Source organism: Comamonas sp. C24C (genome assembly GCF_053345995.1).
Genome location: NZ_JBKFBC010000007.1, coordinates 87,156 through 111,987 on the forward strand (window position 1 = coordinate 87,156; position 24,832 = coordinate 111,987).

16 protein-coding genes are annotated in these 24,832 nt (G+C 63.4%); 11 read left to right on the plus strand and 5 right to left on the minus strand.

From position 1 onward, the window contains the following. The first annotated feature begins 8 nt into the window (after nucleotides 1-8). Together ACLBXN_RS14270 and ACLBXN_RS14275 are read left to right on the plus strand one after the other, a co-directional pair. Nucleotides 9-3,176 carry an efflux RND transporter permease subunit gene (locus ACLBXN_RS14270; protein ID WP_447612549.1) on the plus strand — a complete coding sequence of 1,056 codons (3,168 nt, stop codon included), beginning with the start codon at nucleotides 9-11 and terminating at the stop codon, nucleotides 3,174-3,176. A gap of 11 nt (nucleotides 3,177-3,187) precedes the next feature. Continuing rightward, complete coding sequence (locus tag ACLBXN_RS14275) at nucleotides 3,188-4,612, plus strand: efflux transporter outer membrane subunit (protein ID WP_447612550.1); 1,425 nt, start codon at nucleotides 3,188-3,190, stop codon at nucleotides 4,610-4,612. 128 nt (nucleotides 4,613-4,740) lie between these two features. Here ACLBXN_RS14275 and ACLBXN_RS14280 read toward each other — a convergent pair whose 3' ends face one another. Together ACLBXN_RS14280 and ACLBXN_RS14285 are read right to left on the minus strand one after the other, a co-directional pair. Further along, nucleotides 4,741-5,379 (minus strand): TetR/AcrR family transcriptional regulator, encoded by a 639-nt coding sequence (locus tag ACLBXN_RS14280; RefSeq protein WP_211456554.1) that lies wholly within the window; start codon nucleotides 5,377-5,379, stop codon nucleotides 4,741-4,743. 170 nt (nucleotides 5,380-5,549) lie between these two features. Next, nucleotides 5,550-6,050: a flavodoxin family protein gene (locus tag ACLBXN_RS14285; protein WP_447612551.1), complete on the minus strand. Its 501-nt coding sequence runs from the start codon at nucleotides 6,048-6,050 to the stop codon at nucleotides 5,550-5,552. 559 nt (nucleotides 6,051-6,609) lie between these two features. On the opposite strand from ACLBXN_RS14285, the gene ACLBXN_RS14290 reads away from it, so the two are divergent. From ACLBXN_RS14290 to ACLBXN_RS14315, 6 genes are all read left to right on the plus strand, one after another. After that, nucleotides 6,610-9,744 carry an EAL domain-containing protein gene (locus tag ACLBXN_RS14290; RefSeq protein ID WP_447612552.1) on the plus strand — a complete coding sequence of 1,045 codons (3,135 nt, stop codon included), beginning with the start codon at nucleotides 6,610-6,612 and terminating at the stop codon, nucleotides 9,742-9,744. A gap of 50 nt (nucleotides 9,745-9,794) precedes the next feature. Then, on the plus strand, nucleotides 9,795-10,124 hold the full coding sequence (locus tag ACLBXN_RS14295) for a YnfA family protein (protein WP_447612553.1): 330 nt from the start codon (nucleotides 9,795-9,797) through the stop codon (nucleotides 10,122-10,124). A 249-nt stretch (nucleotides 10,125-10,373) separates the two neighbouring features. Then, nucleotides 10,374-13,901: a chromosome segregation protein SMC gene (gene smc / locus ACLBXN_RS14300; RefSeq protein WP_447612554.1), complete on the plus strand. Its 3,528-nt coding sequence runs from the start codon at nucleotides 10,374-10,376 to the stop codon at nucleotides 13,899-13,901. Nucleotides 13,902-13,938: 37 nt separating this feature from the next. Next, entirely contained in the window at nucleotides 13,939-15,294 is a 1,356-nt protein-coding gene (locus ACLBXN_RS14305; protein WP_211456549.1) for a cell division protein FtsZ, read from the plus strand. Nucleotides 15,295-15,358: 64 nt separating this feature from the next. Next, the gene (gene ligA / locus ACLBXN_RS14310; protein ID WP_447612555.1) at nucleotides 15,359-17,485 is read left to right on the plus strand and encodes an NAD-dependent DNA ligase LigA; all 2,127 of its coding nucleotides are present in this window, start codon (nucleotides 15,359-15,361) and stop codon (nucleotides 17,483-17,485) included. Between the two features lie 30 nt (nucleotides 17,486-17,515). Then, complete coding sequence (locus tag ACLBXN_RS14315; protein WP_447612556.1) at nucleotides 17,516-18,562, plus strand: patatin-like phospholipase family protein; 1,047 nt, start codon at nucleotides 17,516-17,518, stop codon at nucleotides 18,560-18,562. Nucleotides 18,563-18,585: 23 nt separating this feature from the next. Here ACLBXN_RS14315 and ACLBXN_RS14320 read toward each other — a convergent pair whose 3' ends face one another. From ACLBXN_RS14320 to ACLBXN_RS14330, 3 genes are all read right to left on the minus strand, one after another. Beyond that, nucleotides 18,586-18,936 (minus strand): DsrE family protein, encoded by a 351-nt coding sequence (locus tag ACLBXN_RS14320; RefSeq protein WP_447612557.1) that lies wholly within the window; start codon nucleotides 18,934-18,936, stop codon nucleotides 18,586-18,588. A 76-nt stretch (nucleotides 18,937-19,012) separates the two neighbouring features. After that, complete coding sequence (gene dsbG, locus ACLBXN_RS14325) at nucleotides 19,013-19,891, minus strand: thiol:disulfide interchange protein DsbG (protein WP_447612558.1); 879 nt, start codon at nucleotides 19,889-19,891, stop codon at nucleotides 19,013-19,015. A 23-nt stretch (nucleotides 19,892-19,914) separates the two neighbouring features. After that, nucleotides 19,915-21,333 (minus strand): prolipoprotein diacylglyceryl transferase family protein, encoded by a 1,419-nt coding sequence (locus tag ACLBXN_RS14330; protein WP_447612559.1) that lies wholly within the window; start codon nucleotides 21,331-21,333, stop codon nucleotides 19,915-19,917. Nucleotides 21,334-21,515: 182 nt separating this feature from the next. On the opposite strand from ACLBXN_RS14330, the gene ACLBXN_RS14335 reads away from it, so the two are divergent. The 3 genes from ACLBXN_RS14335 to ACLBXN_RS14345 all read left to right on the plus strand — a co-directional run. After that, nucleotides 21,516-22,190: a response regulator gene (locus tag ACLBXN_RS14335; RefSeq protein ID WP_003054305.1), complete on the plus strand. Its 675-nt coding sequence runs from the start codon at nucleotides 21,516-21,518 to the stop codon at nucleotides 22,188-22,190. After that, a complete protein-coding gene (locus tag ACLBXN_RS14340; RefSeq protein WP_447612560.1) occupies nucleotides 22,190-23,974 on the plus strand; it encodes an ATP-binding protein in 1,785 nt (594 codons plus the stop codon). The genes ACLBXN_RS14335 and ACLBXN_RS14340 overlap by 1 nt, the downstream gene beginning before the upstream one ends. Nucleotides 23,975-24,159: 185 nt before the next feature. Further along, a partial coding sequence (locus tag ACLBXN_RS14345) for a c-type cytochrome (protein WP_447612562.1) occupies nucleotides 24,160-24,832 on the plus strand: 673 nt, incomplete at its 3' end.

Consider the following 24,832-nt stretch of genomic DNA (forward strand, 5'->3'; position numbering starts at 1 on the left):
CGACACACATGGCTCAGTTCTTCATCAACCGGCCCATCTTTGCGTGGGTCATCGCCATCATCATCATGCTGGCCGGGGCTTTGTCGATCAAGCTGCTGCCGCTGGAGCAGTACCCCGAGATCGCTCCACCCCGGGTGACCATCGGCGCCCAGTACACGGGTGCTTCGGCGGAGACGGTCGAAAACTCGGTGACGCAGATCATCGAGCAGCAGATCAAGGGCATCGACAACATGCTCTATATGAGCTCGACCAGCAATGCCTCCGGTCAGGCCCGCATCACGCTGACCTTTGCTCCCGGCACCAATGTCGACGTGGCCCAGGTGCAGGTGCAAAACAAGATCCAGGGCGCGGTCAACCGCCTGCCGGACTCCGTGAAGACGCGAGGCGTGTTCATCAACAAGGGCGGCCAGGATTTTCTGGTCACCTACAGTTTCTATTCGCCCGATGAGGATGTGACCGCCGTGGACATCGGCGACTACATCAACAGCAATCTGGTGGACATCATCGGACGCATCGAAGGCGTCGGTGACATCAACGTCTTCGGTACGCCCTATGCGATGCGCATCTGGATGGACCCGGCCAAGATGGAGAAATACGGACTGATTCCCTCAGATCTGAGCAACGCGCTCAACGCGCAAAATGCCCAGGTCTCCGCAGGCCAGCTGGGGGCTTTGCCGGCAGTGCAGAACCAGCAGCTGAACGCGACCATTACGGCGCGTACCAAGCTCAAGACCGTGGAGCAGTTCGAGAACATCGTGCTCAAGTCCTCGAATGACGGCTCTGTCGTCACCATCAAGGACGTGGCCCGGGTGGAACTGGGGGCCGACAATCTGTCCATTCAGGCCAAGCTCAACGGCATGCCGGGCGCAGGCATGGGCATCATCCTGGCCGACGGTGCCAACGCTATGGCGGTGTCGGATGCCGTGGCCGCCAAGCTGGCCGAGCTCAAGCCCTTTTTCCCCAATCAGATCGACTATTTCGTGAGCTCGGACTCCACGCCCTTTGTGCGGGCCTCGATCAACGAGGTGGTGCATGCGCTGGGCGAGGCCATGGTGCTGGTGGTGATCGTGATGTTCGTGTTCCTGCAGAACTTCCGTGCCACGCTGATCCCCGCCATTGCCGTGCCGGTGGTGCTGCTGGGCACCTTCGGCGTGCTGTCCGTTGCGGGTTTCTCCATCAATACTCTGACGATGTTTGCCATGGTGCTGGCCATCGGCCTGCTGGTGGATGACGCCATCGTGGTGGTCGAGAACGTGGAGCGGGTGATGCACGAGACGGGCAAGTCTCCCAAGGAGGCGACGCGCCAGTCCATGAAGGAAATCACGCCCGCGCTGGTCGGCATCGGGGTCACGCTGTCGGCGGTATTCGTGCCCATGGCTTTCTTTGGTGGCTCGACCGGTGTGATCTATCGCCAGTTCTCCATCACCATCGTGGCGGCCATGGCGCTGTCCGTGTTCGTGGCCCTGACGCTGACACCGGCGTTGTGCGCCACGCTTCTGAAGGCTCCGGATCTCGGCCACGGAGATGGCCACGAGCGCCCCATACGCTCCGGGGTGCTGGGCATCAACGACCGGTTCTTCCGCTGGTTCAACCGCAATTTCGATGCCGCGGCCAACCGCTACCAGAGCACCGTGGCTTTCAGCCTGGGCCGGACCAAGCGCATGATGCTGATCTTCCTGGCCGTGCTGGCCGCGGTCTGGTTGCTGATGGCCAAGCTGCCCACCTCGTTCCTGCCGGACGAGGATCAGGGCTTTGTCTATGTCAACGTCAATCTGCCGTCGGGTGCTTCGGACACCCGTCTGCAGGAAGTGCTGGACCAGGTGCGCGAGTATCTGGCCAAGCAGCCGGACGTGATCAGCTTCAACCAGGTTTCGGGCCTCAATGGCGACCAGAGTTCGGCGCGCGGCTTCATTCGTCTGAAGCCCTGGAGCATGCGTCCGCTGCCTTCGCAGTCGGCCGCGGCCATTGCGAACAAGGCGACCAAGGATCTGGCCGGCATCCGTGATGCGCGCGTGCAGGTGGTGTTGCCGCCCGCAGTGCGCGGCCTGGGTTCGAGCTCGGGCTACAACTTCATGATCAAGGACATCAACGGTGTGGGCCATGAAGCGCTGCTCGCCGCGCGTGATCAGGTGCTTGGCGAAATGCGTGCCAACAATCTGCTGACGGCTGTGCGCACCACCAATCTGGAAGACGCCAGCGAACTGCGCGTGGATGTGGATGACCGCAAGGCTGCTGCTCTGGGGCTGGCGTACAGCGACATCAACAGCGTGCTATCCAGCGCGATGGGCGGCACCTATGTGAACGACTTCCTGAACAACGGCCGCGTCAAGCGTGTCTACATCATGGGCGATGCCCAGTACCGAATGCTGCCCACCGATATCGCCAAATGGACGGTGCGCAACAACAAGGGCGAGATGGTGCCGTTTGGCGCGTTCTCCAAAACCTACTGGGCCTATGGTTCGCCCCAGCTGCTGCGCTATAACGGCAGCCCGGCCTATGAGTTTGAAGGCCGTGCTGCAGCGGGCATCAGCTCGGGTACAGCCATGGAGACGGTGGAAGACATCCTGAAAAAGCTGCCCAACGGCATTGCCTATGAATGGACAGGAGCTTCCTTGCAGGAGCGGCAGTCCGGTGCGCAGGCTCCCATGCTGTATGCCATCTCGATTCTGTTCGTCTTCCTGTGCCTGGCCGCACTCTATGAAAGCTGGACGGTGCCGCTGTCGGTGATGCTGGCCGTGCCGCTGGGCGTGGTGGGAGCGTTGCTGGCGACCTATACCCGTGGCCTGACCAACGACGTGTATTTCCAGGTCGGCCTGCTCACCACCGTGGGTCTCGCGGCAAAGAACGCGATCCTTATCGTGGAGTTTGCGGTGCAGCTGCAGGAGCAGGGCAAGAAGCTGTTCGATGCGACGGTGGAGGCCGTGCGTCTGCGTCTGCGTCCCATCCTGATGACTTCTCTGGCCTTTGGTTTCGGCGTGATCCCGCTGGCCATCGGCACCGGCGCTGGAGCTGGTGGTCGCAATGCCATCGGCACAGCCGTGCTGGGCGGCATGGTGGCATCGACGGTGCTGGGTATCTTCCTCGTACCGGTGTTCTTCCTGCTGGTGCGCAGCTGGTTCAAGAGCCGCTCGCGCAGCGATGAGGTGGCGGACGTCAACAAGGAGAGCGCGGCATGAGGCGCCAGAGCATGAAATTTTCGACCATGGCGGTCGCCGCAGTGACGGCCTTGCTGGCGGGCTGCAACCTGGCTCCGGCCTATAGAACGCCTGATCTGCCCGTGCCCGAGACTGTCTCCGGTAACGCCGTGCCGGCTCAGGCCAGCGAGGCGGCGCTGCAACAGGCCCAGGCGCTGCAATGGTTGCAGTCGCCGCAGCTGCGCGAGGTGGTGGCGCTGGCGCTGAGCAACAATCGCGATCTGCGCGTCGCGCTGGAAAACATCGAGAAGGCGCGCGCCCAGTACGGCATCACCAGAGCCGATCTGCTGCCGGGCATCACGGCCCAGGCGCAGAGCAATCGCACGCGCACCGCAGGCGATCTGACGACGGCCGGACGCTCCAGCGTCAGCGAGCAATACACGGCCCAGCTGGGTTTCGCCAGCTACGAGCTGGACCTGTGGGGGCGCATCCGCAATCTGAGCGAAGCCTCGCTGCAGCAGTTTCTGCAAAGCCAGGACAACCGGCGCAATGTGCAGATCGGTCTGGTGGCTGATGTCGCCAATGCATGGCTGACGCTGGCGGCCGATCAGGCGCGCCTGCAGCTGGCCAGGGATACGCTGGACAGCCGCATCAAGGCTTTCGAGCTGACGCGGCGCATGCATGAGCTGGGCTCGACCTCCGGTCTGGTGCTGGCCCAGAACCAAACCACGGTCGATACCGCGCGCGGTGACGTGGCGAGTTATACCTCTCAGGTCGACAGGGACCGCAATGCCCTGCAGCTGCTGGTGGGCGGTCCGGTGCCTGCGCAACTGCTGCCCAACGCCCAGACCCTGACGGGCGCGGCAGGCACGGCGGCTCTCAAGGTCGTTCCCGTACCTCTGCCCTCATCGGTGCTGCTCAAGCGTCCTGATGTGCAGGCTGCGGAGCGCAATCTGCAGGCCATGAATGCCAATATCGGCGCAGCCAGAGCGGCGCTGTTTCCCAGCATCACGCTCACCGGCAGTTTCGGTACCGGAAGCAACGAGCTGGACCGCCTGTTCGGCAACAACAACAGCACCTGGAGTTTCATCCCTCTGGTCAAACTGCCGATTTTTGATGGCGGCCGCAACCGCGCCAATGTACAGGTGGCCGAAAGCAATCAGCGCATTGCGCTGAGTCAGTACGAGAAGTCCGTGCAGACTGCCTTCAAGGAGGTGGCAGATGTGCTGGCCGACCGTGCCCAGTGGGGCGAACGGCTGGACGCCCAGACCAGCATGGTGGCCAATACCCAAAAAGCCTTTGATTTGTCGAATGCTCGCTTCAAGGCCGGTGTGGACAACTATCTGACGGTGCTGGATGCGCAGCGCAGCCTCTATACCGCGCAGCAGACCTTGATAGGCCTGCGCCTGTCGGAGCAGCTCAACCGCGTGACCCTGTGGAAGGCACTGGGTGGAGAAGAGGCCCCACAGCCGGGTTGATGGGCGAACTCGCTCGATGAACAAAGCCGCAGTCCTAAAGACTGCGGTTTTGTTATTTTTGATAGCTGCTAGCGCTTTGCCAGTAAGCGATTGAGCCGGATTTCATTGAAATTCTGGCGCACCAACACTCAAGGCATCTTGAACAGCAGGGTCACCTGGAGCCGGAACAGGGTTCCGGCATTCATGGGCACTTCGGGATGAATGACGGTGTTGTTCATCATGGCCAGCCACAGCGGTGCAAGCAGCAATTCCGGGTGCTGCACCAGCTCCGGTGCCTTGAGCTCTCCACGCTTGGCGGCCAGCTGCGCGAGCCGGGTGAAATGCTCTAGCAAGGCGTCGTGGACATAGCGACGATACATCTGCGCCAGCAGCGGAAACTCCAGGCCTTCGGCGACGACCAGTCTGGCAGTGGCAGAGCGGCCGCTGCTGTCTATGACCTCCGCAGCGGCGCCCACGGTGCGCAGCAGATATTCGCCCACCGATTCCTGCTCGTGCATGGGGCTGGACTGCAAGGCCACGGCGGCCGAGGCGATATGTGTCTGGATGACAGCTTCGAACAGGGCTTCCTTGCTGTCGAAATAGCGAAACAGCGTGACCTTTGACAGTCCCGCGCGCTGTGCCACCGAAGCCGTGGTGCCACGCGCATAGCCGTGTTCCAGAAATTCTGCAAACGCAGCCGCCACGATGGAGCGGCGCGTGGCCTGAGTCTTTTGCGGACTGGGGCCGCGAGGCGTGCGCTTGGGACGTGCGGTGTCTGGTTCAATCATGGACGCAAGAGCTGGTGAAGTCGCAGACTATGCCTGCTTGGGAGCGCGCATCGGAGAAAAGCATGCGCGCGCAATGATGGCACATTTATACAAGCCGATTCGAAGGCCCCATTCTTGCCTTTGTCTGGAGCCTGTCCCGCGCGGAATGATGCGGGCAAACCCTGGTTTTTTTAAAAAATTCCCAAAGCCAGCCCGGCGGCCAGCGACTGGCCCAATTCTTCGCAGCGCTGGAGATCGGCGGCTGGGATCTGCTTGGGGGCCAGTATGGCCTCCGGTGTCTGGGCATGGGTGCAGATGATGAGCGGCTCCGCCACTGCCTTCAGACGCCAGCCGGTGGCAATGCGTTCCATCTGTCTGGCTGCGTTATGACCGTCACTGCCCGCACAGACCAGACTGGCATAGGGGCGGCCCTGTATCCGATCGAGCACGCCGTAATAGCTTCGGTCGAAAAAGTCCTTCATGAGGCCGCTGATCGCAGCCAGATTCTCCGGCGTCGCAAACAGATAGCCCTGGGCCTGCAGCAGGTCTTGCGGGCCGGCGTCGGTGGCATGCAGCAGGCGGACCTGCACGGATGCTTCCTGGCGGGCGCCGGTACTGGCGGCTTCGACCATCTGGAGTGTGCCGCCCGTCAGGGAGTGGTAGACGATCAGCAGGGTCGGGCGTTGGGACATGATTGCGCTGTTACCGGTGGAAAAACCTTGTTACTCACTCGCCTGCAGGCGGAAATAACCGGGTTCCGCACTGTGGTTCTGCTTGATTGTTGCAGAAAAGATACAAATTGTCGTGGTTTGTGATCAAGTCGGAATAGGACTAAGCTCCGACAAATATTGACATTTGTCAATTTTGAGGCGGAGGCTTGCTCTTGATTTTGCAGCGCTTTGTATTGGATATACAAGCTTATGCCTATGATTTGATCTAAATCTAGAAGCAATCATGGCAAGCCTTTCAGGGTAATCACTTGGCGTGAATGTTCTTTGGCTGTAGGTTTGTTCCTACAAACTATGTCGCTCCTCCCATTGGCTCATGGTGTCGCAGCCTTTGCTGCAAGGCGCTACTGCGGACCGGAGCCACTTCGCAACTCAGGAATCTTGTGTTTTTTGCATGCCGCAATTCGCAACTCAGCCAGTGATGACAGTGCGCAAACCTTGGTTGGCGCTGCTGGCACTGGGTTTTGGGATTTCCTGTGGCTGTCTGGGGAGCTGGCTGCTCCATCAGAGCCAGGAGTCGCGCATGCAACAGCGTTTGCAGCTCAGTGCCGATATGGCAACGCGATCCCTGGAGCAGCGCCTGGGCAGCTATGACCGGCTGCTTGCCAAGCTGGCCGAGCAAATGGCCAGTGATGTGGATGCGGGCCAGCAGATGTTTTCCCAGCATGCCCATGCCTTGCTCAGCCGTGAGAGCCTGGTCGGGCTGCAGGCACTGAGTCTGACCCGCGCGGTGAACGAGGAACTGCATACCGATCTTGCGCGTGATTCCCAGGCCTTCGAGGTTTCCTATGTCTGGCCGATGATCGACAACGAGGCTCTGGCGGGGAGCAATGCACGTCAGCCGGCAGCGGCATTTCATGGTCTGATGCAGGCATGGAATTCGCGCCAGATGTCGATGTCGGCGCCGTTTCGCTTTCTGCAGCTGCCCGATAGCCCCAAGGGCGTTGCGTTGCGTGCGCCGCTATGGCCTGCTGCCCAGGAAGGGGGCTACAACGGCTCCGAGAAGCTGCTTGGAACGGTCGATGCCCGGATCCGGCTCGGTGAATTTGCCAGAGGGCTGGTTCCGGCCAATCTTTATCCGCAGGTCGCTTTCAAGCTGGTGGACCTCAGCCCCGCCGACCCATTGCCCAAGGTCGGTCTTGACCACAAACGGCCGGCCTTGCCGCTGTCCCTGCTTGCCAGCGGCTCGGAGATACTGTTCACGGGCTCCTTGTGGGCGGAGGCGGAAACCCATCCGGAGTTTGCTGCAATCAAGCCGCTGGAGCGGCAGATACAGGTGTACGACCGTATCTGGTCGCTGCAGTTCAAGCCCGCGCTCAGCAGCCAGAGAAGGCTTGAGCGATACCTGCCATGGCTGGTGCTGGCTGCGGGCCTGCTTGCGGGGCTGGTGCTGGCCGCCTGGGTTTCGGGCTGGTGGCAAAGCCGCTGGAGCTGGAGCCGGCGCCTCAAGTTCAGCGCACAGGCGCGGCAGGAGAGCGATGCGCGCTTTCATGCCATGTGCGAGCAGGCCGCCATGGGTGTGCTCGAGCTGGATATCGCCACGCGCAGCGTGCTCAAGGTCAACCAGCATTTCTGCAGGCTGCTGGGCTACGAAGCCCAGGACATTCACAGACGCAGCGTGCTGGAGCTGGTCATGCCTGAAGATCAGGCCCAGTGCGCCCAGCTTCTGGAAGGACTGGACCTGCAGCAGTTTCAGCACAACGCGGGCGAGTTCTGTCTGCGCTCCAAGAATGGTGCGCCGGTCTGGGTGGAGCTCAACGCGTTTCTGACCGGACGTCATGAGTCCCGTCGATTGCAGGTGCTGGTGCAGGACATCAGCGGGCGCAAGCGTCTGGAGCAGATGGAGCGGCTGGGTCACCAGCAGTTGCGCAGTCTCATGCAACGGTTGCCGGTAGGGCTGGTCATGGAGGATCTGGACGGGCGCCTGGTGTACTGGAACGAGGAGTTTCTGCGTCTGGCCGGCTATGGCGGCAAGCCCAGCGTGTCCACCCAGCAGTGGTGGGAACGCATGTTCCCCGACACCGCAGAGCGCGAGCGCGTGATCCAGCGCTGGCAGGTCGCCAAGGCGCAGGCCAGCCGGATCTTGCAGCTTCGCCGCTCCGAACACGAGCGCGTCGATGGCAAGGATGCGCAGTGGGACGAGCTCGCCACCGAGGCCGCTGCGTGCACCGTATCTGCACAGACCTTGATGCTCAGAGGTCTTGACGGCCTGCGCCGCCCGGTGGCGGTCAGCGCCGTGCTGCAGGCCGATGGATGCCTGATGGTGCTGCAGGACCAGAGCCAGCGCATGGCGGCCGAACAGGAGGTCCGTCGTCTGGCCTTCTACGATGCCCTGACAGGGCTTCCCAACCGCCGCCTGCTGGCCGACCGGCTGCAGCAGGCGCTGGCCGTGGCCCAGCGCAAGGCCCATTTCGGTGGAGTGGTACTGCTGGATATCGACAACTTCAAGGCCTTCAACGAGACCTATGGCCTGGATCAGGGCGATCTGCTGCTGCAGTCGATGAGTCAGCGCATCCGTAGTCTGCTGCCTTCGGGGGCCACGATTGCCCGCCAGGGCGGTGACGATTTCGTGCTGCTGATCGAGGATCTGGGCGGAGATTCCGTAGCGGCTGCCGCCAGGCTGGAGCAGCAGGCCGATCAATGGCTGGACCGCTTGCGCGAGCCCATAGAGATCGGCGGAGTGCTGCGCTCCATTACCGTCAGCATGGGTCTGAGCCTGTTTGGCGAGCCCGAACTGACGGGTGAGGAAGTGCAGCGCCGCGCTGAAATGGCCATGTACCAGGCCAAGAGCCAGGGGCGCAATGTCAGCTGCTTCTTTGATCCGCAGTTGCAATCGGCCTTGCAGGAGCGCCGTACGCTAGAGCAGGACATGCGAGCCGGCCTGCAGGCCGGCGAGTTCGAGCTGTTCTATCAACCCCAGGTGGAAATGGGCAAGGTGATCGGTGCCGAAGGTCTGCTGCGCTGGAAGCACCCAGAAAAAGGTTTTGTTCCGCCCGCCCACTTTATTCCGCTGGCCGAAGAAACCGGCGTCATCCTGCCTCTGGGGGACTGGGTGCTCAGGGCGGCCTGTCAGCAGCTGGCGAAATGGGCCAAGCATCCCCGTTATGCGCAACTGGTGCTCTCGGTCAATGTCAGCCCCAAGCAGTTTCACCAAAGCGGCTTTGTCGAGCAGGTGCTCAAGGCGCTGGCCGAGCATGGGGCCGATGCGCGCCGGCTCAAGCTGGAGCTGACCGAAGGCATGCTGGTGGCCGATGTAGACGACACCATCGCCAAGATGATGCGCCTCAAGTCCTACGGCATCGGATTCTCGCTGGACGATTTCGGCACCGGCTATTCGTCGCTGTCCTATCTGAAGCGGCTGCCGCTGGACCAGCTCAAGATCGATCGCAGCTTTGTGCGTGACGTGCTGACCGACCCCAATGATGCGGCCATTGCACGCACCATCGTGGCCCTGGCCAAGAGTCTGGGTCTGCATGTGATTGCCGAAGGCGTGGAGACGCAGGCGCAGTGCCGTTTCCTCGAAGGCATACGCTGCTATGCATGGCAGGGCTATCTGATGAGCCCGCCTGTGCCGGTCAGCGAGTTCGAGGGGCTGGTCACGAATGGCAATGTGCCGGGTTCTGCGACGCCGGCGCTCAGCCCGGTGTCCATGCGCTGAGGCGGTTGCGGTCTCTACAATGCCTGCTTTTTGTTGTGTGAGAGTTCGAATTGCCTGAAATCAAGACCTTGCTGCTGTTTGCCTTGACCGCCGTGGCGGAGATCGTGGGCTGCTATCTGCCCTGGCTCTGGCTCAAGCAGGGCGGCAGTGTCTGGTTGCTGCTGCCTGCAGCGGCCAGCCTGGCATTGTTTGTCTGGCTGCTGACTTTGCACCCCTCGGCCTCGGGTCGCGTCTACGCCGCCTATGGCGGCATCTACATCAGCATGGCGCTTCTATGGCTGTGGCTGGTCGATGGCATCAAACCCAGTGCCTGGGATATGGCGGGAGTTGCCGTCTGCCTGCTGGGAGCCGGGCTGATCGCCTTTCAGCCGCGCGCCTGAGGCAACCCTCGGCAGGTTTGGTGGTTGAAATCCGCCTCCAGCCCTTGGCGCACAAGCACAGGCAGCTATGGTTTGTGTGTATGCAGCAATCTTGGCTGACGAAGGGGCAGGCCGCGTTATGATTCCCTTCTGCTAATGGTTGCGAGCACGGGCATGGCCTTGAGGCTTTGCATGGCTGCCGTTGCTGTTGGCGCTTCTCTTCCCCACCACAAGCCTTTGCAGGCCAGCTTCTAGACCGACACTGACACTGTGCGCCTGAATTCCATCAAGCTCTCCGGCTTCAAATCCTTTGCCGAGCCCACCAATTTCATTCTGCCGGGGCAGATGGTCGGTGTGGTGGGACCTAACGGTTGCGGCAAGTCCAACATCATGGATGCGGTGCGCTGGGTGCTGGGCGAGAGCAAGGCCAGCGAGTTGCGTGGCGAGTCCATGCAGGACGTGATCTTCAACGGCACCACGCATCGCAAGCCGTCCAGCCGCGCGAGTGTGGAGCTGACCTTCGACAACAGCGACCATCGCGCGGGCGGCCAGTGGGGCCAGTTCGGCGAGATCGCCGTCAAGCGCGTGCTCACGCGCGAAGGCAATAGCAGCTACTTCATCAACAACCAGCCCGTGCGTCGCCGCGACGTGCAGGACGTGTTTCTGGGCACGGGTCTGGGGCCGCGTGCCTACGCCATCATCGGTCAGGGCACGATCAGCCGCATCATCGAGTCGCGCCCCGAGGAGCTGCGCCTGTTCCTCGAGGAAGCGGCCGGGGTTTCCAAGTACAAGGAGCGTCGTCGTGAGACGGAAAACCGCCTCTCGGCCACGACCGAGAACCTCACCCGTGTGGAAGACATTCTGCGCGAGCTCAATGCCAATCTGGACAAGCTGGAAAAGCAGGCCGAAGTTGCGGCCAAGTACAACGGCCTGAACGCCCAGGTCACGCTCAAGCAGCATCAGCTGTGGTTCATGAAGCGGGCCGAGGCCGAGGCCGAGCAGGACCGCGTGCGTGTCGAAGGCCTCCAGGTCGTCAACGAGCTCGAAGAGCGCATGGCCGATATCCGCAACAACGAAAGCGGACTCGAGACCCTGCGCCAATCGCACTACGACGCCAGCGATCAGGTCAATCAGGCACAGAGCAAGCTCTACGAAGCCACGGCCGAGGTCGGCAAGCTGGAAGCCGAGATTCGCTATGTGGTCGAAGGCCGCCAGCGCGTGCAGCAGCGCCTGCAGCAACTGGCAGAGCAGCTGCTGCTGTGGAGCAGCCGCAGCGAAGAGGCCCAGGGCGAGATCGAGAACATCGAAGGCGCGGGCATGGATGCCGAGGAGCAGGCCGAGATGCTGGCCGCGCAGCTTGAGGAGCAAAGCGGCCGTCTGCCCGACCTGGAGGAAGCCTGGCACAAGGCGCAGAAGGCCGACGCCGAGCAGCGCAACTCCGTGGTGCAGGTGCAGCAGCAGATTCAGGTGCTGGCCGCTGAGCAGCGCAGCCTGGACGAGCAGCGTCGCCAGTTCGAAACCCGTTACGAGCGTTTGCGGACCGACCGCAATGCGCTGGAGACGCCGGACGAGGCACGTCTGAACAATTTGCAGGCACAGCTGGCCGAGGCCCAGGAGCTGGCCGAGATGGCGGATGCCGTGCTCAACGAGCTGCAGGACAGCGTGCCGCAACTCGACGAGGACCGGCGCGCGCGCCAGCAGGCATTGAATGCGGAGAACAGCCGGCATGCCGATCTGTCGGCGCGGCTGGAGGCTCTGAAGGCCTTGCAGGAAAAGGTCAAGACCGATGGCAAGCTCCAGCCCTGGCTGGCCAAGCATGGGCTGGACGGCTTGCAGGGGCTGTGGAGCCGCATTGCCATCGAATCGGGCTGGGAAAACGCGCTGGAAGCCGCGCTGCGCGAACGTCTGGGGGCGCTGGAAGTCGGTCGCCTCGACATGGTGCGCGGTTTTCTGGGCTCGGGCGGGCAGGATGCTCCGCCAGCGAGGCTGGCCTTCTTCAGCCAGGCTCAGGCTCCCGGTGTCACGGCAGCTACGCGCTTTGCGCGTCTCAGCGATCTGCTCAAGATCAGCGATGCCGGTCTGCGCACCGTGCTGGTGGACTGGTTGACGGGCTGCTATACCGCGCCCACACTCGACGAGGCCCTGGCCAAGCGCGCCGATCTGCAGGCCGGCGAGACCATCTATGTGCCCACAGGCCATGCGGTGACCGCGCACAGCGTGACTTTCTATGCCCAGGATTCCGAGCAATCGGGTCTGCTGGCACGGGCGCAGGAGATCGAGCATCTCGAGAAGGAAGTCCGCGCCCAGTCACTGATTGCCGATGAGTCGCGCTCGGCTCTGGTGCGCGCCGAAAGCGCTTATGCCGATGCCTCGCAGCGTCTGGTGTCCGCGCGCCGCGAAGCGAGTGAGTCGCAAAGCCGTGCCCATGAGCTGCAGGTCGAAACCCTGCGCCTGTCGCAGCTGGCCGAGCAGGCGCGTGCCCGCAATGCACAGATCACGGCGGATCTGTCCGAAGTCGAAGCCCAGCTCTCCGATATCGAAGAGCGCAAGGTGGCTGCAGAAGCGCGCTTCGAGGAGCTGGACATGCAGCTGGCCGACAGCCAGGAGCGCCATGCCCAGCTGGGCGATCGCGTGCTGGACGCCGAGCGTCGCTTGAACGAGTCGCGCGAGCAGCTGCGCAGCCTGGAGCGTCAGGCCCAGGAAGCAACCTTCTCGCAGCGCACGCTGCACGCGCGTCGCGCGGAGCTGTCTCGCACCATCGAAACCGCCAGCCAGCAAACCAGATCACTGGCCGATGAGCAGCAGCGCGCCCAGGATGAACTGGCCCGGCTGTCCGATGCGGCAGCGCAGGGCGGTCTTCAGGATGCGCTTGACTTAAAGATGCAGCGTGAAAAGGACGTTGCCGAGCGCCGCAGCGAATATGAGGATCTGACAAACAAGCTTCGCGCCAGCGACGAGCGTCGCCAGAGCCTGGAGAAGGCGCTGGATCCGCTGCGTCAGCGCATCACCGAATTCCAGCTCAAGGAGCAGGCTGCGCGCCTGGGTCTGGAGCAATACAGCAATCTGCTGACCGAGGCCAATGCCGATCTGGCAGCGGTGTCGCAATCCATTGCCGAGGGCAATGTGCGTCTTCACGGTCTGCAGGGCGAGATCGATCGTCTGCATCGGGAAATTCAGGCCCTGGGGGCGGTGAATCTGGCCGCGCTCGACGAGCTGACCCTGGCACGCGAGCGCAAGACCTTCCTCGATGCGCAGATGGACGATCTGACCAAGGCCATGAATACCCTGGAAGAGGCGATCCGCAAGATCGACGCCGAGACCCGGGATCTGCTGACCGGCACCTTCGATATCGTCAATCGTCACTTCGGCCGCATGTTCCCCGAGCTGTTCGGCGGCGGTCAGGCCAAGCTGGTGATTACCGGCGACGAAATCCTCGATGCCGGCGTGCAGGTGATTGCCCAGCCGCCGGGCAAGAAGAACCAGACTATTCACCTGCTCTCTGGCGGCGAAAAGGCCTTGACCGCGATTGCGCTGGTGTTTGCCATCTTCCAGCTCAACCCCGCGCCATTCTGTCTGCTGGACGAAGTGGATGCGCCGCTGGACGATGCGAACACCGAGCGCTATGCCAAGCTGGTTCACAGCATGAGCAAGGGAACCCAGTTCCTGTTCATCAGCCACAACAAGATCGCCATGGAAATGGCGGAGCAGTTGATCGGTGTGACCATGCAGGAGCAGGGCGTTTCACGAATTGTTGCGGTGGACATGGAGTCCGCCCTCTCCATGGCTGAGCTATCCTGAGCCCGGTCATCCTCCTATTGAAGAACCGTTTTCTCACATGAGTAACTTGCAAATCAGTCTGGCCGTCCTGGGTGTGGTGCTGTTGGCGCTGATCGTTGCCTACAACTCCTGGACTGCGCGTCGCAATGCTCCCAAGCGGGCCGAGCCCGAGGAAGAAAGCACAGATCCTCAGCGCCTTGAGCCCGGCATGAACACCGTCGGTCATGGCGCGGATCTGACCAAGTACCAGCACGAGCCCGTGCTGGGCGATTTCGGCAATGCCATTCCCGGCACCGAGCCTCTGCAGATGCCGGAGTCCGCGGGTCGCTTTGCCGAAGCCGATGCCGAGCTGGCCCGACTCGTGGCGCGTGAAGCCCATGAAGAGGCACAGCGCCAGGAGGCCCTGGCTGCCGCCCAGCAGAAAGCCGAGCTGGCCGAAGCCGCGCATGCCGGGGCGATGCAAGAGGCGACTGCTCAGCGCACGGATGCTGCCATTGCTGCCGTGACCGAGCAGGCCGCGCAGGCAGTGGAGCCCGTGTTGACGGACGCTCCACTGGCCGTTTCGATTCCTCCTGCCTCGTCCGTGGAGCGCCGCGGCCATCTGGATGCGCTGATCGATGCGATCGCGCCTGTCACGGTGGCGCAGATCGTTCCTGGCGAAGTGGCTCTGCAGGCCCAGCCCAGCACCCGCCGTGCCGGCAACAAGCCTTTTGCCATCGAAGGCATGAATCAGGAAAGCAAGCAGTGGGAGCCGCTGCAGACCGGCCAACGCTATCTGGGTTTTCAGGCCGGGGTGCAACTGGCCAACCGTACCGGTGCGCTCAACGAGATCGAGTTCTCGGAGTTCGTCACCAAGGTTCAGCGCTTTGCCGATGCGCTGGGCGCCATGGCCGATGTGCCCAATATGCTCAACGAGGTCTCGCGGGCACGCGAGCTCGATCAGTTCGCCAGCGAGCACGATGCGCAGCTGAGCTTTATGCTACGGGCGCGTCAGGCATCCTGGAGTGCCGGTTATGTACAGCAGAATGCGCAGCGCCTGGGCTTTGTCATCACGCCCATGCCGGGTCGCATGGTGCTTGCCTCGCCCATCCAGGGCCTGCCGCCTGTGTTGGTGTTGAATTACGACCCCCAGGCCGCCATGGGCGACGATCTGGATCAGTCCGTCGTGCGCGAATTCCTGCTCAGCCTCGATGTGGCCCAGGTGCCGCGCGGGCAGCAGCCGTTTGCACGCCTGCGCCAGGTGGCGGAGCAGCTTTGCCAGACCATGGACGGCGTGCTCTGCGACCAGAATGGCTATCTGCTGCCGGTCTCGGCGCTGGACCCGATTCAGCATGACCTGGAGCTGCTCTACGACAAGCTCGACAGCGCAGAGCTGTCGGCCGGCTCGCTTCTCGCCAGAAGGCTTTTCAGCTAAAACAAACAGGGCCAACGATGTTGGCCTTTTTTATCCCAGACCGTGAATTTCCAGCGGGCAGAGCATGACCGAGAATTTAGACCTTTTTTCCGCTGAGCCCCAGGGCCAAAAAGCGCCGGCTGCTATCAATGTGGGGGTGCCGGAAAGCGTGACGAGCAAGGTGGCTGCATTGCGCGCCCAGCTCCGGCAATGGGCACATGAGTACTACGTGCTCGATGCACCCACGGTGCCTGATGGCGAGTACGACCGTGTCTATCAGCAACTGGAAGCACTCGAAGGCGCTTACCCGGCCCTCGTCACCCCGGACTCGCCCACGCAACGCGTGATCGGTGCAGTGCTGGATGGCCTGACGCCCGTGCGTCATGCCGTGCCCATGCTCAGCATTCAGACCGAGACCGACAACGAGGCCACGGGCGCGATTGCCTTCGACCAGCGCGTGCGCAAGGAGCTGGGGCTGGATGCATCCGCAGCCGCCATCGAGTATGTGGCCGAACCCAAGTTCGACGGTCTGGCCATGAATCTGCGTTATGAAAGCGGCCGCCTGGTGCAGGCCACCACGCGCGGCGATGGCGAGGTGGGGGAAGACGTCACCCACAATATCCGCACCATTCGCCAGATTCCGCTGTCCCTGCCAGCAGATCGCAATGTGCCGCCGGTGGTGGAGGTGCGTGGCGAGGTGCATATGGCCAAGGCCGATCTGGAAAAACTCAATGCGCGCCAGCAGGCTGCCGGTGCCAAGACCTTTGCCAACCCGCGCAATGCGGCTGCCGGCTCGGTGCGCCAGCTCGACTCGAATATCGCGGCCCAGCGCCCGCTGTCGTTCTTCGCCTACGGCCTGGGCGAGATCACACCGCCAGAGCTGGGCGGGCCGGACTTCGGCACGCACTACGCCATGCTGCAGACGCTGAGATCCTGGGGGTTTCCGGTTGCACCGCAGGTCAGCCTGGCATTGGGTGCTTCCGAGCTGGTCGCGTTTCACCAGCGCATCGGTGCCGAGCGTGCCAATCTGCCTTATGAAATCGACGGCGTGGTCTACAAGGTCAACAGCCTGGCCCTGCAGCGTCAGCTGGGCTTCAAGTCGCGCGAGCCGCGCTGGGCCGTGGCGCACAAATATCCCGCACAGGAGATGCCTACGCTGATGGAAGCCATCGACGTGCAGGTGGGGCGTACGGGCAAGCTCACGCCCGTGGCGCGCTTGGCTCCGGTGCAGGTGGGCGGTGTGGTGGTGACCAATGCCACCCTGTCCAATCTGTTCGACATTCGCAAGAAGGGCGTGCGTGTGGGCGACCAGGTCATAGTGCGCCGTGCAGGCGACGTGATCCCCGAGGTAGTGGGGCGCGTGCCGGGCGAGCGGCCGGTTTACGTGCCCAACTTCCGCATGCCCAGGACCTGTCCCATCTGCGGCAGCGCGGTGGTGCGCGAAAAAGGCGAGGCTAATCACCGTTGCACTGGCGGCCTGTTCTGCGGCGCGCAGCGCAAGGAGGCCATCTTGCATTTTGCGCATCGCCGTGCCATGGATATCGAAGGTCTGGGCGATAAGCTGGTTGATCAGCTCGTGGATGGCCAGGTGGTGCGCGTGTTGCCAGACCTTTACCGACTGGGCCTGAGTTCGCTGGCGGCGCTGGATCGCATGGCCGAGAAGTCTGCCCAGAACGTGCTGGCGGCCCTGGAGAAATCCAAGAGCACCACGCTGCAGCGCTTTCTGTTTGGTCTGGGCATTCGCAATGTGGGCGAGTCCACGGCCAGGGATCTGGCCAAGCATTTCGGCAAGCTCGATGCCATCATGGACGCCAGCGTGGAGGAATTGCTGCAGGTCAAGGATGTGGGGCCGGTGGTGGCCGACAGCATTCACACCTTTTTTGCCCAGCCCCATAACCGTGAGGTGGTGGAGCAGTTGCGCGCCTGCGGCGTGCACTGGGAGGAAGGCGAGCCAGTCGAGAAAGCGCCCCAGATTCTGGCTGGACTGACCGTGGTGCTGACCGGCACCTTGCCCACACTGGGCCGCGACGTGGCCAAGGACATGCTGGAGGCGGCGGGTGCCAAGGTCTCGGGTTCGGTCAGCAAGAAAACCAGCTATGTGGTGGCAGGGGCGGAGGCTGGCAGCAAGCTGGCCAAGGCCGAGGAGCTTGGCGTGCCTGTGCTGGACGAGGCCGGGATGCTGGCATTGCTGCGCGGCGAGCAGCCCGGTTGAACCATCTGTGAAAGTGGCAGGGAAGGCCTTATGAACAAATTGCGACGCAAACCCGTGGTGGGCCTGGCCCTGGGCAGCGGCTCTGCGAGAGGCTGGGCGCATTTTGGCGTGTTGCGCGCGCTGCGCGAGGCAGGCGTCAGCCCCGACATCATCTGCGGCACTTCCATTGGTTCGCTGGTCGGTGCAACCTACGCGGCCGGCGAGATGGATGCCTTCGAGAGCTGGGTGCTGGGTCTGGGCAAGCGCAAGGTCTTCGGCTTCATGGACTTCAATCTGGGCGGTGGCCTGCTCAAGGGCGAGAAGATCATCGAGTTCTGGCGCGAGAATTTCGTGCAGGAAACCGTGGAGGAACTGGGCACGCCGTTCGGCTGCGTGGCCACCGACCTGCAGACGGGAGCCGAAGTCTGGCTGCGCAAGGGCTCGATTGCCGAGGCCGTGCGCGCTTCCATCGCCCTGCCCGGATTGTTCACCCCCGTGATGCGTGAAGGGCGGTTGCTGGTTGACGGCGGCCTGGTCAATCCTGTCCCGGTTTCGCTGGCGCGCGCCATGGGGGCGGATATCGTCATTGCCGTCGATTTGAATGCCGACATCATGCGCCGGCATATGAGGGCTGCGGACATGGGCGAGAACGAGCTCAGGATGCACAGCCGCGAGCTCAAGGTTTCGGCGCTGCATACGGAAGAAGTGGAGCCCCCTCTGCCGCTGGGCCAGATTCCCGAAGCTCTGGCCGCGAACGGTTCGCCGCTCGGCTGGACAGGGGCCTGGAAGCGCAGCATGACCAGCGTGAAGACGCTGTCTTCAACCGTCATGCGCAGGGGGCGCAAGGGGGACGGGTTTGACGAGGGCGACGACTCCATGCCCGTACCCTCGCTGGTCAATGTGGTCATGGCCAGCGTCAACATCATGCAGATGCGCATCACCCGCAGCCGCATGGCGGGAGACCCGGCCGAGGTGCTGATAGCGCCGCGCCTCTCGCATGTCGGACTGATGGATTTCTACCGTGGGCGCGAGTCCATCGACGAAGGCTATGCTGCAACCCAGCTGGCGCTGCCTGCGCTCAGGGACTGGGGGCTGTAGTCCTGAATCCGGCGCCCGCCCGCTCAGCTGCGGATATAGGTCCAGCCATCCTGCTGCATGCGGGCGATGGCTTCAACGGCGCCCATGGGCAGCACCTGGATGTTTTCAGGGGAGCTGAGGCTATTGTTTCTGAGCGTGTTGGGGCATAGCAGCACCTGCGCCAATGTCGGACCCAGATCGTCCGGCTGGTCCAGCACGGCTTGCACAGCCTGGGCGTTGACGACGATCCAGACTTCCAGCTCGGGGTTGGCGGCTTTCAGGTTCTTGAAATTACCGCGTGCGCGGGCCAGCGCTTGCGGACTGGGGGCGTGCAGCACGATGCGGGTGGCAGGGCCGAGGGCGGGCAGCAGGGTGTTCCAGTCAGGGCGGTTCATGGTGCTTGTATAGATTTGCTACCGTGATGATAGCTGCTTGCGCTTTCCGCGCATGGGTTTCAAGGCAATTCAGCTCTTATTGAGGGCTTGGCTTGCCTGGGGCATTTTCGAGCAATTCGTCCAGCAGCCCCGGCGGCATGCCGGTGCGGATCTGCACCAGGCCCCGGGAGTTCTTCCAGATCGTCACAGGCGTCGCGCGCAAGCCCGCACTGCTCATCAGCGCAGCGTTATTGGCCAGCGCATCGCGGGCCGACACAGGGATGCGCTGCAGCGGCGCAATGCCAAGGGCATCGGGATTTTTGCCATGAGCATCGGCATAGGCCATGGCGTGGCCGGCCAGAGCCTGCTCCGGAACCCGGGAGTCCAGAATGGCAGCGGCCTTGCCCTCGCTGCTGGGACGCAGCATGCCGACCAGAATATGGCGTAGCTGCAACTGGCCTGCCTGCACCAGCGGCCTTGCTTCGCGCCAGAGCTGGTTGCAATAGGGGCAGTTGGGGTCGGTGAATACATAGGCGATGCGAGGGGCATCAGGCTTGCCGTCGGCAATCCAGCGGGTGTTTTCCAGATCGGCCCAGAGCTCCTGACCCATGGGCTGTTGTACCGCGCTGTGCAGGGCCTTGGCGTTCACATCCTTGCCCTGGGCATCGATGACGGTGCCGATCACCCAGTGCTTGCCGTCAGGCATGCGGTAGATGGGAATCGGCTGCTGATCGCGGTAGGCAGCCCAGGCCTTGAGGCCGCCGGAGCTTTGCATAGGCCCCACGATCTGCAGGCCCTGTTCGGCCAGGAACTGCGCCGACGGCAGATCGTCGGCTGCAACACTGCTTGCGGCGGCTTTGCTGGCGGCAATCACATCGCGGGCATGGGCCACGGCCACCACGGTAGCGGCAGTGGCGGCGAGCACGGGAAAAATCAGTGCAGAAAGCGGGCGTGACAGCGGCAGTGGGCGGGGCACGGTAAACCTTGGTCAGTCTTGAGTCATGGAGCAGGTCGAGCGGGGGCAATGGTGCGCAGCTGTTCGGCCAGGCTGGCACGCGAGAGCTCTCCCATGCGCATGGATCGGAGCTGCCCGCTCGCGTCATAGAAATAGGTGGAAGGCAAGCCGCGCTGCTGCCAGTGCCGGCCGGCGAGCTGATCCGGGTCCAGCAGCACCTGGGAGACGGGCAAGGGCATGGATTGCAGATAGCGCAGCACGGTGGCCGCGTCCTCGCCCTGGTTGATCCAGATGAAACGCACCTCCGGATGGTCTTTTTGCGCCTGGGCCAGTACCGGCATTTCACGTTTGCAGGGCGGGCACCAGCTGGCCCAGAGGTTGACGACCAGCGCCTGGCCCCGATAGCCGCGCAGGTCTGTGGGCTGAGCGCTAGCGCTGACCAGCGTCAGCGCAGGTAGCAAGGGCCTGGTGGGCTCCACCCAGTTGCGCAGCGCATAAGCCGTCACGAGGATGAAAGCCCCCAGTCCCAGGGACTGCAGCACGCCGCGCCGCAAAGCCGCATGCCGACCTGCGCTCCATGTGGCCCAGAGTGCTGCCGCCAACAGTCCGGCCCAGAGGTTCCAGCCGCCGTCGCGAATATCCAGGATCTGCAGTGCGCTGGCCGGAGATGCACCCAAGGACGACCAATACTCGGGCCACCACTGAGCTACATAGGTCGCACGTGCCGCCAGCAGCCCTGCCAGCGTGGCACGCAGCAGCAGGGCCTCCATGGGCTGACCGCCTTGGCGCTGCTTGCGCCTCGCCCACCACTGGCTTGCAAACATGGCCAGAAGCGCTGCAAGTGCCATGCTGGGAAAGGCAAGAGGGCCGATCAGCACACTGGCCGGCAGTGCCAGTGCCTGCAGTGGGCTGGCTGACGCGGCTGCGGTATTGACAGGATCCGGGGTAGTTGGCTGCGCCGTCTTGCCGAGATCCAACTGAGTAGATCTGATGCTCTGCTGCTGCACTGGGTAGCAGATGCCGACCTCGGCGCAACCCTGCCACTGCAATTCCAGCGGCCACTGCTCGGGCCTTTCGGGCAGCGCGACCTGAACGCGCAGCTCCTGATGAAAGACTTGAACCTTGCCAAAAAAGGCATCGTCCAGCGAATGCCCCAGAGGGATTTGCAGCGGCAGCGCCTGACCCAGCGCATCGCGCAGGCGCAGTTGGTCGCGGTAGAGGTAATGGCCGGGGGCAATAGTCCAGTGCAGCTCCAGCAGGCGACGACCGTCGGCCTCTGTCCTGATGGCGTTCTGCTCCGGTGGCGTCAGTGCAAAAGCCTGTTCCGCACCCAGAATCGAGGATTGCGCAGCGGATCTGCCAGCGCTCAGGCCGGGCGGGCTCAGCGGCTGCGACCACGCAGCCGAGCCTGCCAGCAGCAGGGCTGAAAGCAGAGCTTGGACTGCGATGAAGCGAAGAAACATGAGCAAACGGGGGGGCGGTCCTGGATGGGGCTGGCCGTGATCTTGGGCGCAGGGGATTAAGCAGGGGTTAACGCTGCGAAAAGACAAATCTGCGATGCTCGCCCGATTCGGATAAACAAGGCGCGCAACACCTGCCCGGTCACAGGAAACGATGGCGCGGGTGGTGGTTGCGCAATGAAAAAATGCATGTGCTGTTAGTGGAAGATAACGCTTTGGTCGCCAGCGGGGTGAAGGCGGGCCTGCAGCTACAGGGCTTTGGTGTGGACGTGGTGGGTTGCGCCAGCCAGGCCGATGCGGCGCTCAAATCCTCCCACTTTGACGTGTGTGTGCTGGATCTGGGTCTGCCTGATGAGGATGGTCTGCATTTGCTGGCGCGCTGGCGCAGCCAGGGGCTGGCGCTGCCCGTGCTGGTGTTGACCGCACGTGATGCAGTGGGTCAGCGTATCGAAGGCTTGCAGACCGGGGCCGACGACTATCTGGTCAAGCCCTTCGATCTGCACGAGCTGGCGGCGCGACTGCATGCGCTGCTGCGCCGTGCTGCGGGGCGTACCGTGGACTGGATCGTGCTGGGCGATGTCAATGTGGATCTGGCTGCCGGCCAGGCCATGCGTGGGGGCTGTGCCGTGGATTTGTCGCGCCGGGAATGGGCGCTGCTGCGTGCGCTGCTGCAGTCACCGGGGCGCGTTCTGAGTCTGGAGCAGTTGCGCGACAGCCTCTACGGCTACAGCCTCGATGTGGAGAGCAATGCCGTGAACGTGCATGTGCATCACCTGCGCCGCAAGCTGGGCTCGGACATGGTGGAGACCGTGCGTGGCGTGGGCTTCAGATTGGGGCGTGTGCAAGGGGGCGGGCGCTGATGCGCAGTCTGCGGGTCCGCCTGCTGATCTGGCTGTGCCTGGCGCTGTGCACGCTATGGGGTGGCGTGGCCGCCTGGATGTTTGCCGACATGCGGCAGGAGCTGCGCTCGGTGCTTGACGACCGGCTGATCGCCTCGGCTCGCATGGTGGCGGGCATCGTCCATCAATTCAAACCCCATAACGCCAGTCCCGAGGACTGGGGCCCCATGCTCAATGTGGTGGCGCGTGATGGCGTTGCCTGCGAGGTCAGCATGATTCGCAGCGAGGTGCAGACCGCCCCCGCACCTGGTGCCATGGAGGCTGCTGCTGATGCAGGGACCGGTGCGGCGACGGGCAAGGCGGATGCACGCCCGGCCCTGATTCCTGCGTCTCCTCTGGATGTGCCGCGGCTCAGGGCTGCAAAGACTGGCAGTACCAACCCTGGCGGGACTGCTGAATCCGGCCATGGGGCCGAACCCGGCGATTCTCAGGTACTGGCTCGCACCGCCGGTGCGCCCAGCTTCCAGGGGCCGCTGCCGCTGGGCTTCTCGAGCATCACCAAAGGCGGCAAGCCCTGGCGCACCTATGTGCTCGAGGAGCATGGCGTGCGCATTGCCACGGCCGACCGCATCGATGTACGCGAGGGCCTGATTCATGGCTTTGCCTACACCATCATCCTGCCCTTTGTGCTGGCACTGCTGGCCAGCATGGTGCTGATGTGGTGGGGCGTGACGCGCGGCCTGCGGCCGCTGGAGTCGCTGCGCCAGGAGTTGAGCCAGCGTCCGCCCGGTGACGACTCTCCGGTGGCGCAAGGCCGGCAGGTCAGGGAGCTAGCGCCGCTGGTGCAGACCATCAATCACCTGCTGCAGCGCGTGCACCGAGCCATTGAGCGTGAGCGCCGCTGGAGCGACGATGCCGCCCATGAGCTGCGCACTCCGCTGACAGCCGTCAAAACCCATGTGCAGGTGGCGCAGATGGCGGTGGCCCATGCAGGCGCACAGATGGTGGCGTTGACGGAACAGTCGCCTGCTGGAAACCCAGGCATCGCTTCCAGGCCTGTTTCCCAGACGACACAGTGGCAGATGACCCGGCATGCTCTGGAGCAGGCGGGACAGGGGGTGGAGCATTTGCAGCACACGCTGGAGCAATTGCTGCTGCTGGCCAGGCTGGATTGCCAGCCGGCAGCTGAGGAAGACTGTGGCTTCCGCGGCGAGCCGGCCTGTGGCTTGGAGGCTCTGGAAAAGGCCCGGGAGCTCACTGCCACGGCCATTCCCTCGGGATCGCAGCGCTTGCGTTGGTCGCCAGATCAGGACTTTGGGGATGCCCGGCTGCAGGCTTTGTGCGTGGCCCTGCCTCAGCCCCTGCTGGTGTCGGCATTGCGCAATCTGATGGAGAACGCCTTGCACTATGGGCAGCCAGCAGACGCAGGGCCTGGCGAATCTTCGGTGCTGCTTGGTCTGCGTCATGTTTCGCAGCCGGTGCAGCCTGATGCCGGCAAGCTGCAGGCAACGCCTGCCAATCCCTGCGGTTATCTGGAGTTCACGGTAATCGACCACGGGCCCGGGCTGAACCGCGAGGACTGTGCCGTGGCGACCCAGCGCTTCTGGCGCAAGCAGCATCAGGCCCATGGCAGCGGCCTGGGACTGGCGATCGTGCAGCGCATCGCGCAGAGCGGCGGCGGTGAGCTGGAATTGCTGCCCCTGGCGCAATGGCGGCAGCAGAGCGGCCAGGCGGAGCCTGCGGTGACGGGGCTGGTGGCGCGTTTATGCCTGCCGGTCAAGCCCTGTGCGGCATTGCCCGATTAGCCCGGTCCTGCAGCGGCAGCCAATTGCTGGCGGCATTAATTGGCTCTTAATCTTCCCTCGGTATCTTAGTGCCATGTGCTTGCTGCCATGGCTTGCTTCGGCCGTGACTGCCCAGCTCAGACGTAGGCGTCAGGCACAGGCCTGATGCGCGGCAGATCTGCGCCGCCCAAACCTCCATTCCCAAGATGAATCGCTTGAACACAAAGACTCTGCCCCGGTCGTGGGTAGCTGTCGGCATTTCCATGCTGATGGCGACCAGCGCCTGGGCACAAGAACCTGCCGCCGCCAAGGCCGCATTGAACGGCAACGCCGCTGCCGGGGCCAGGATTGCCCAGGCCGGCTCGGCGGGCGGGGCGGCTGCCTGTGCCAGCTGCCATGGTGCCAAGGGTGAGGGCCAGGCCGGCTTTCCTGCTCTGGCGGGCCAGCATGCTGGCTACCTGGAGCGTCAGCTGAACCAGCTCGCGGCCGGCGCCCGGCAATCCATTGTCATGGCTCCCATGGCCAAGGCCATGAGCGCGCAGGAGCGCGCCGATGTGGCGGCCTATTACGCGAGCTTGCCATTGCCCATCAAGAGCGTGCGCGGTGCCTTGCCCGGCAAGAGCGACGATGGCGGCGCCTGGCTGGTCGAGCGCGGCCGCTGGGCCGACGGCATTCCTGCCTGTGCGCAGTGCCATGGCCCCGGCGGCGTGGGCGTGGGCAATGATTTCCCGGCCATCGGCCACCTGACGGCCGACTATATGCAGAGCCAGATCGACGCCTGGAACAAGGGGCAGCGCGAAGCCGGCCCTCTGGGTCTGATGGGCGCAGTGGCCAAGAAGCTCACGGCTGAGGACATCAAGGCCGTGGCTGCGTATTACC

Coding starts and splice junctions, on each gene's coding strand:
- ACLBXN_RS14270 (WP_447612549.1), top strand. CDS start 9: ATGGCTCAGTTCTTCATCAACCGGCCCATCTTTGCGTGGGTCATCGCC.
- ACLBXN_RS14275 (WP_447612550.1), top strand. CDS start 3,188: ATGAAATTTTCGACCATGGCGGTCGCCGCAGTGACGGCCTTGCTGGCG.
- ACLBXN_RS14280 (WP_211456554.1), bottom strand. CDS start 5,379: ATGATTGAACCAGACACCGCACGTCCCAAGCGCACGCCTCGCGGCCCC.
- ACLBXN_RS14285 (WP_447612551.1), bottom strand. CDS start 6,050: ATGTCCCAACGCCCGACCCTGCTGATCGTCTACCACTCCCTGACGGGC.
- ACLBXN_RS14290 (WP_447612552.1), top strand. CDS start 6,610: ATGCAACAGCGTTTGCAGCTCAGTGCCGATATGGCAACGCGATCCCTG.
- ACLBXN_RS14305 (WP_211456549.1), top strand. CDS start 13,939: ATGAGTAACTTGCAAATCAGTCTGGCCGTCCTGGGTGTGGTGCTGTTG.
- ligA (WP_447612555.1), top strand. CDS start 15,359: ATGACCGAGAATTTAGACCTTTTTTCCGCTGAGCCCCAGGGCCAAAAA.
- ACLBXN_RS14315 (WP_447612556.1), top strand. CDS start 17,516: ATGAACAAATTGCGACGCAAACCCGTGGTGGGCCTGGCCCTGGGCAGC.
- ACLBXN_RS14320 (WP_447612557.1), bottom strand. CDS start 18,936: ATGAACCGCCCTGACTGGAACACCCTGCTGCCCGCCCTCGGCCCTGCC.
- ACLBXN_RS14330 (WP_447612559.1), bottom strand. CDS start 21,333: ATGTTTCTTCGCTTCATCGCAGTCCAAGCTCTGCTTTCAGCCCTGCTG.
- ACLBXN_RS14335 (WP_003054305.1), top strand. CDS start 21,516: ATGCATGTGCTGTTAGTGGAAGATAACGCTTTGGTCGCCAGCGGGGTG.
- ACLBXN_RS14340 (WP_447612560.1), top strand. CDS start 22,190: ATGCGCAGTCTGCGGGTCCGCCTGCTGATCTGGCTGTGCCTGGCGCTG.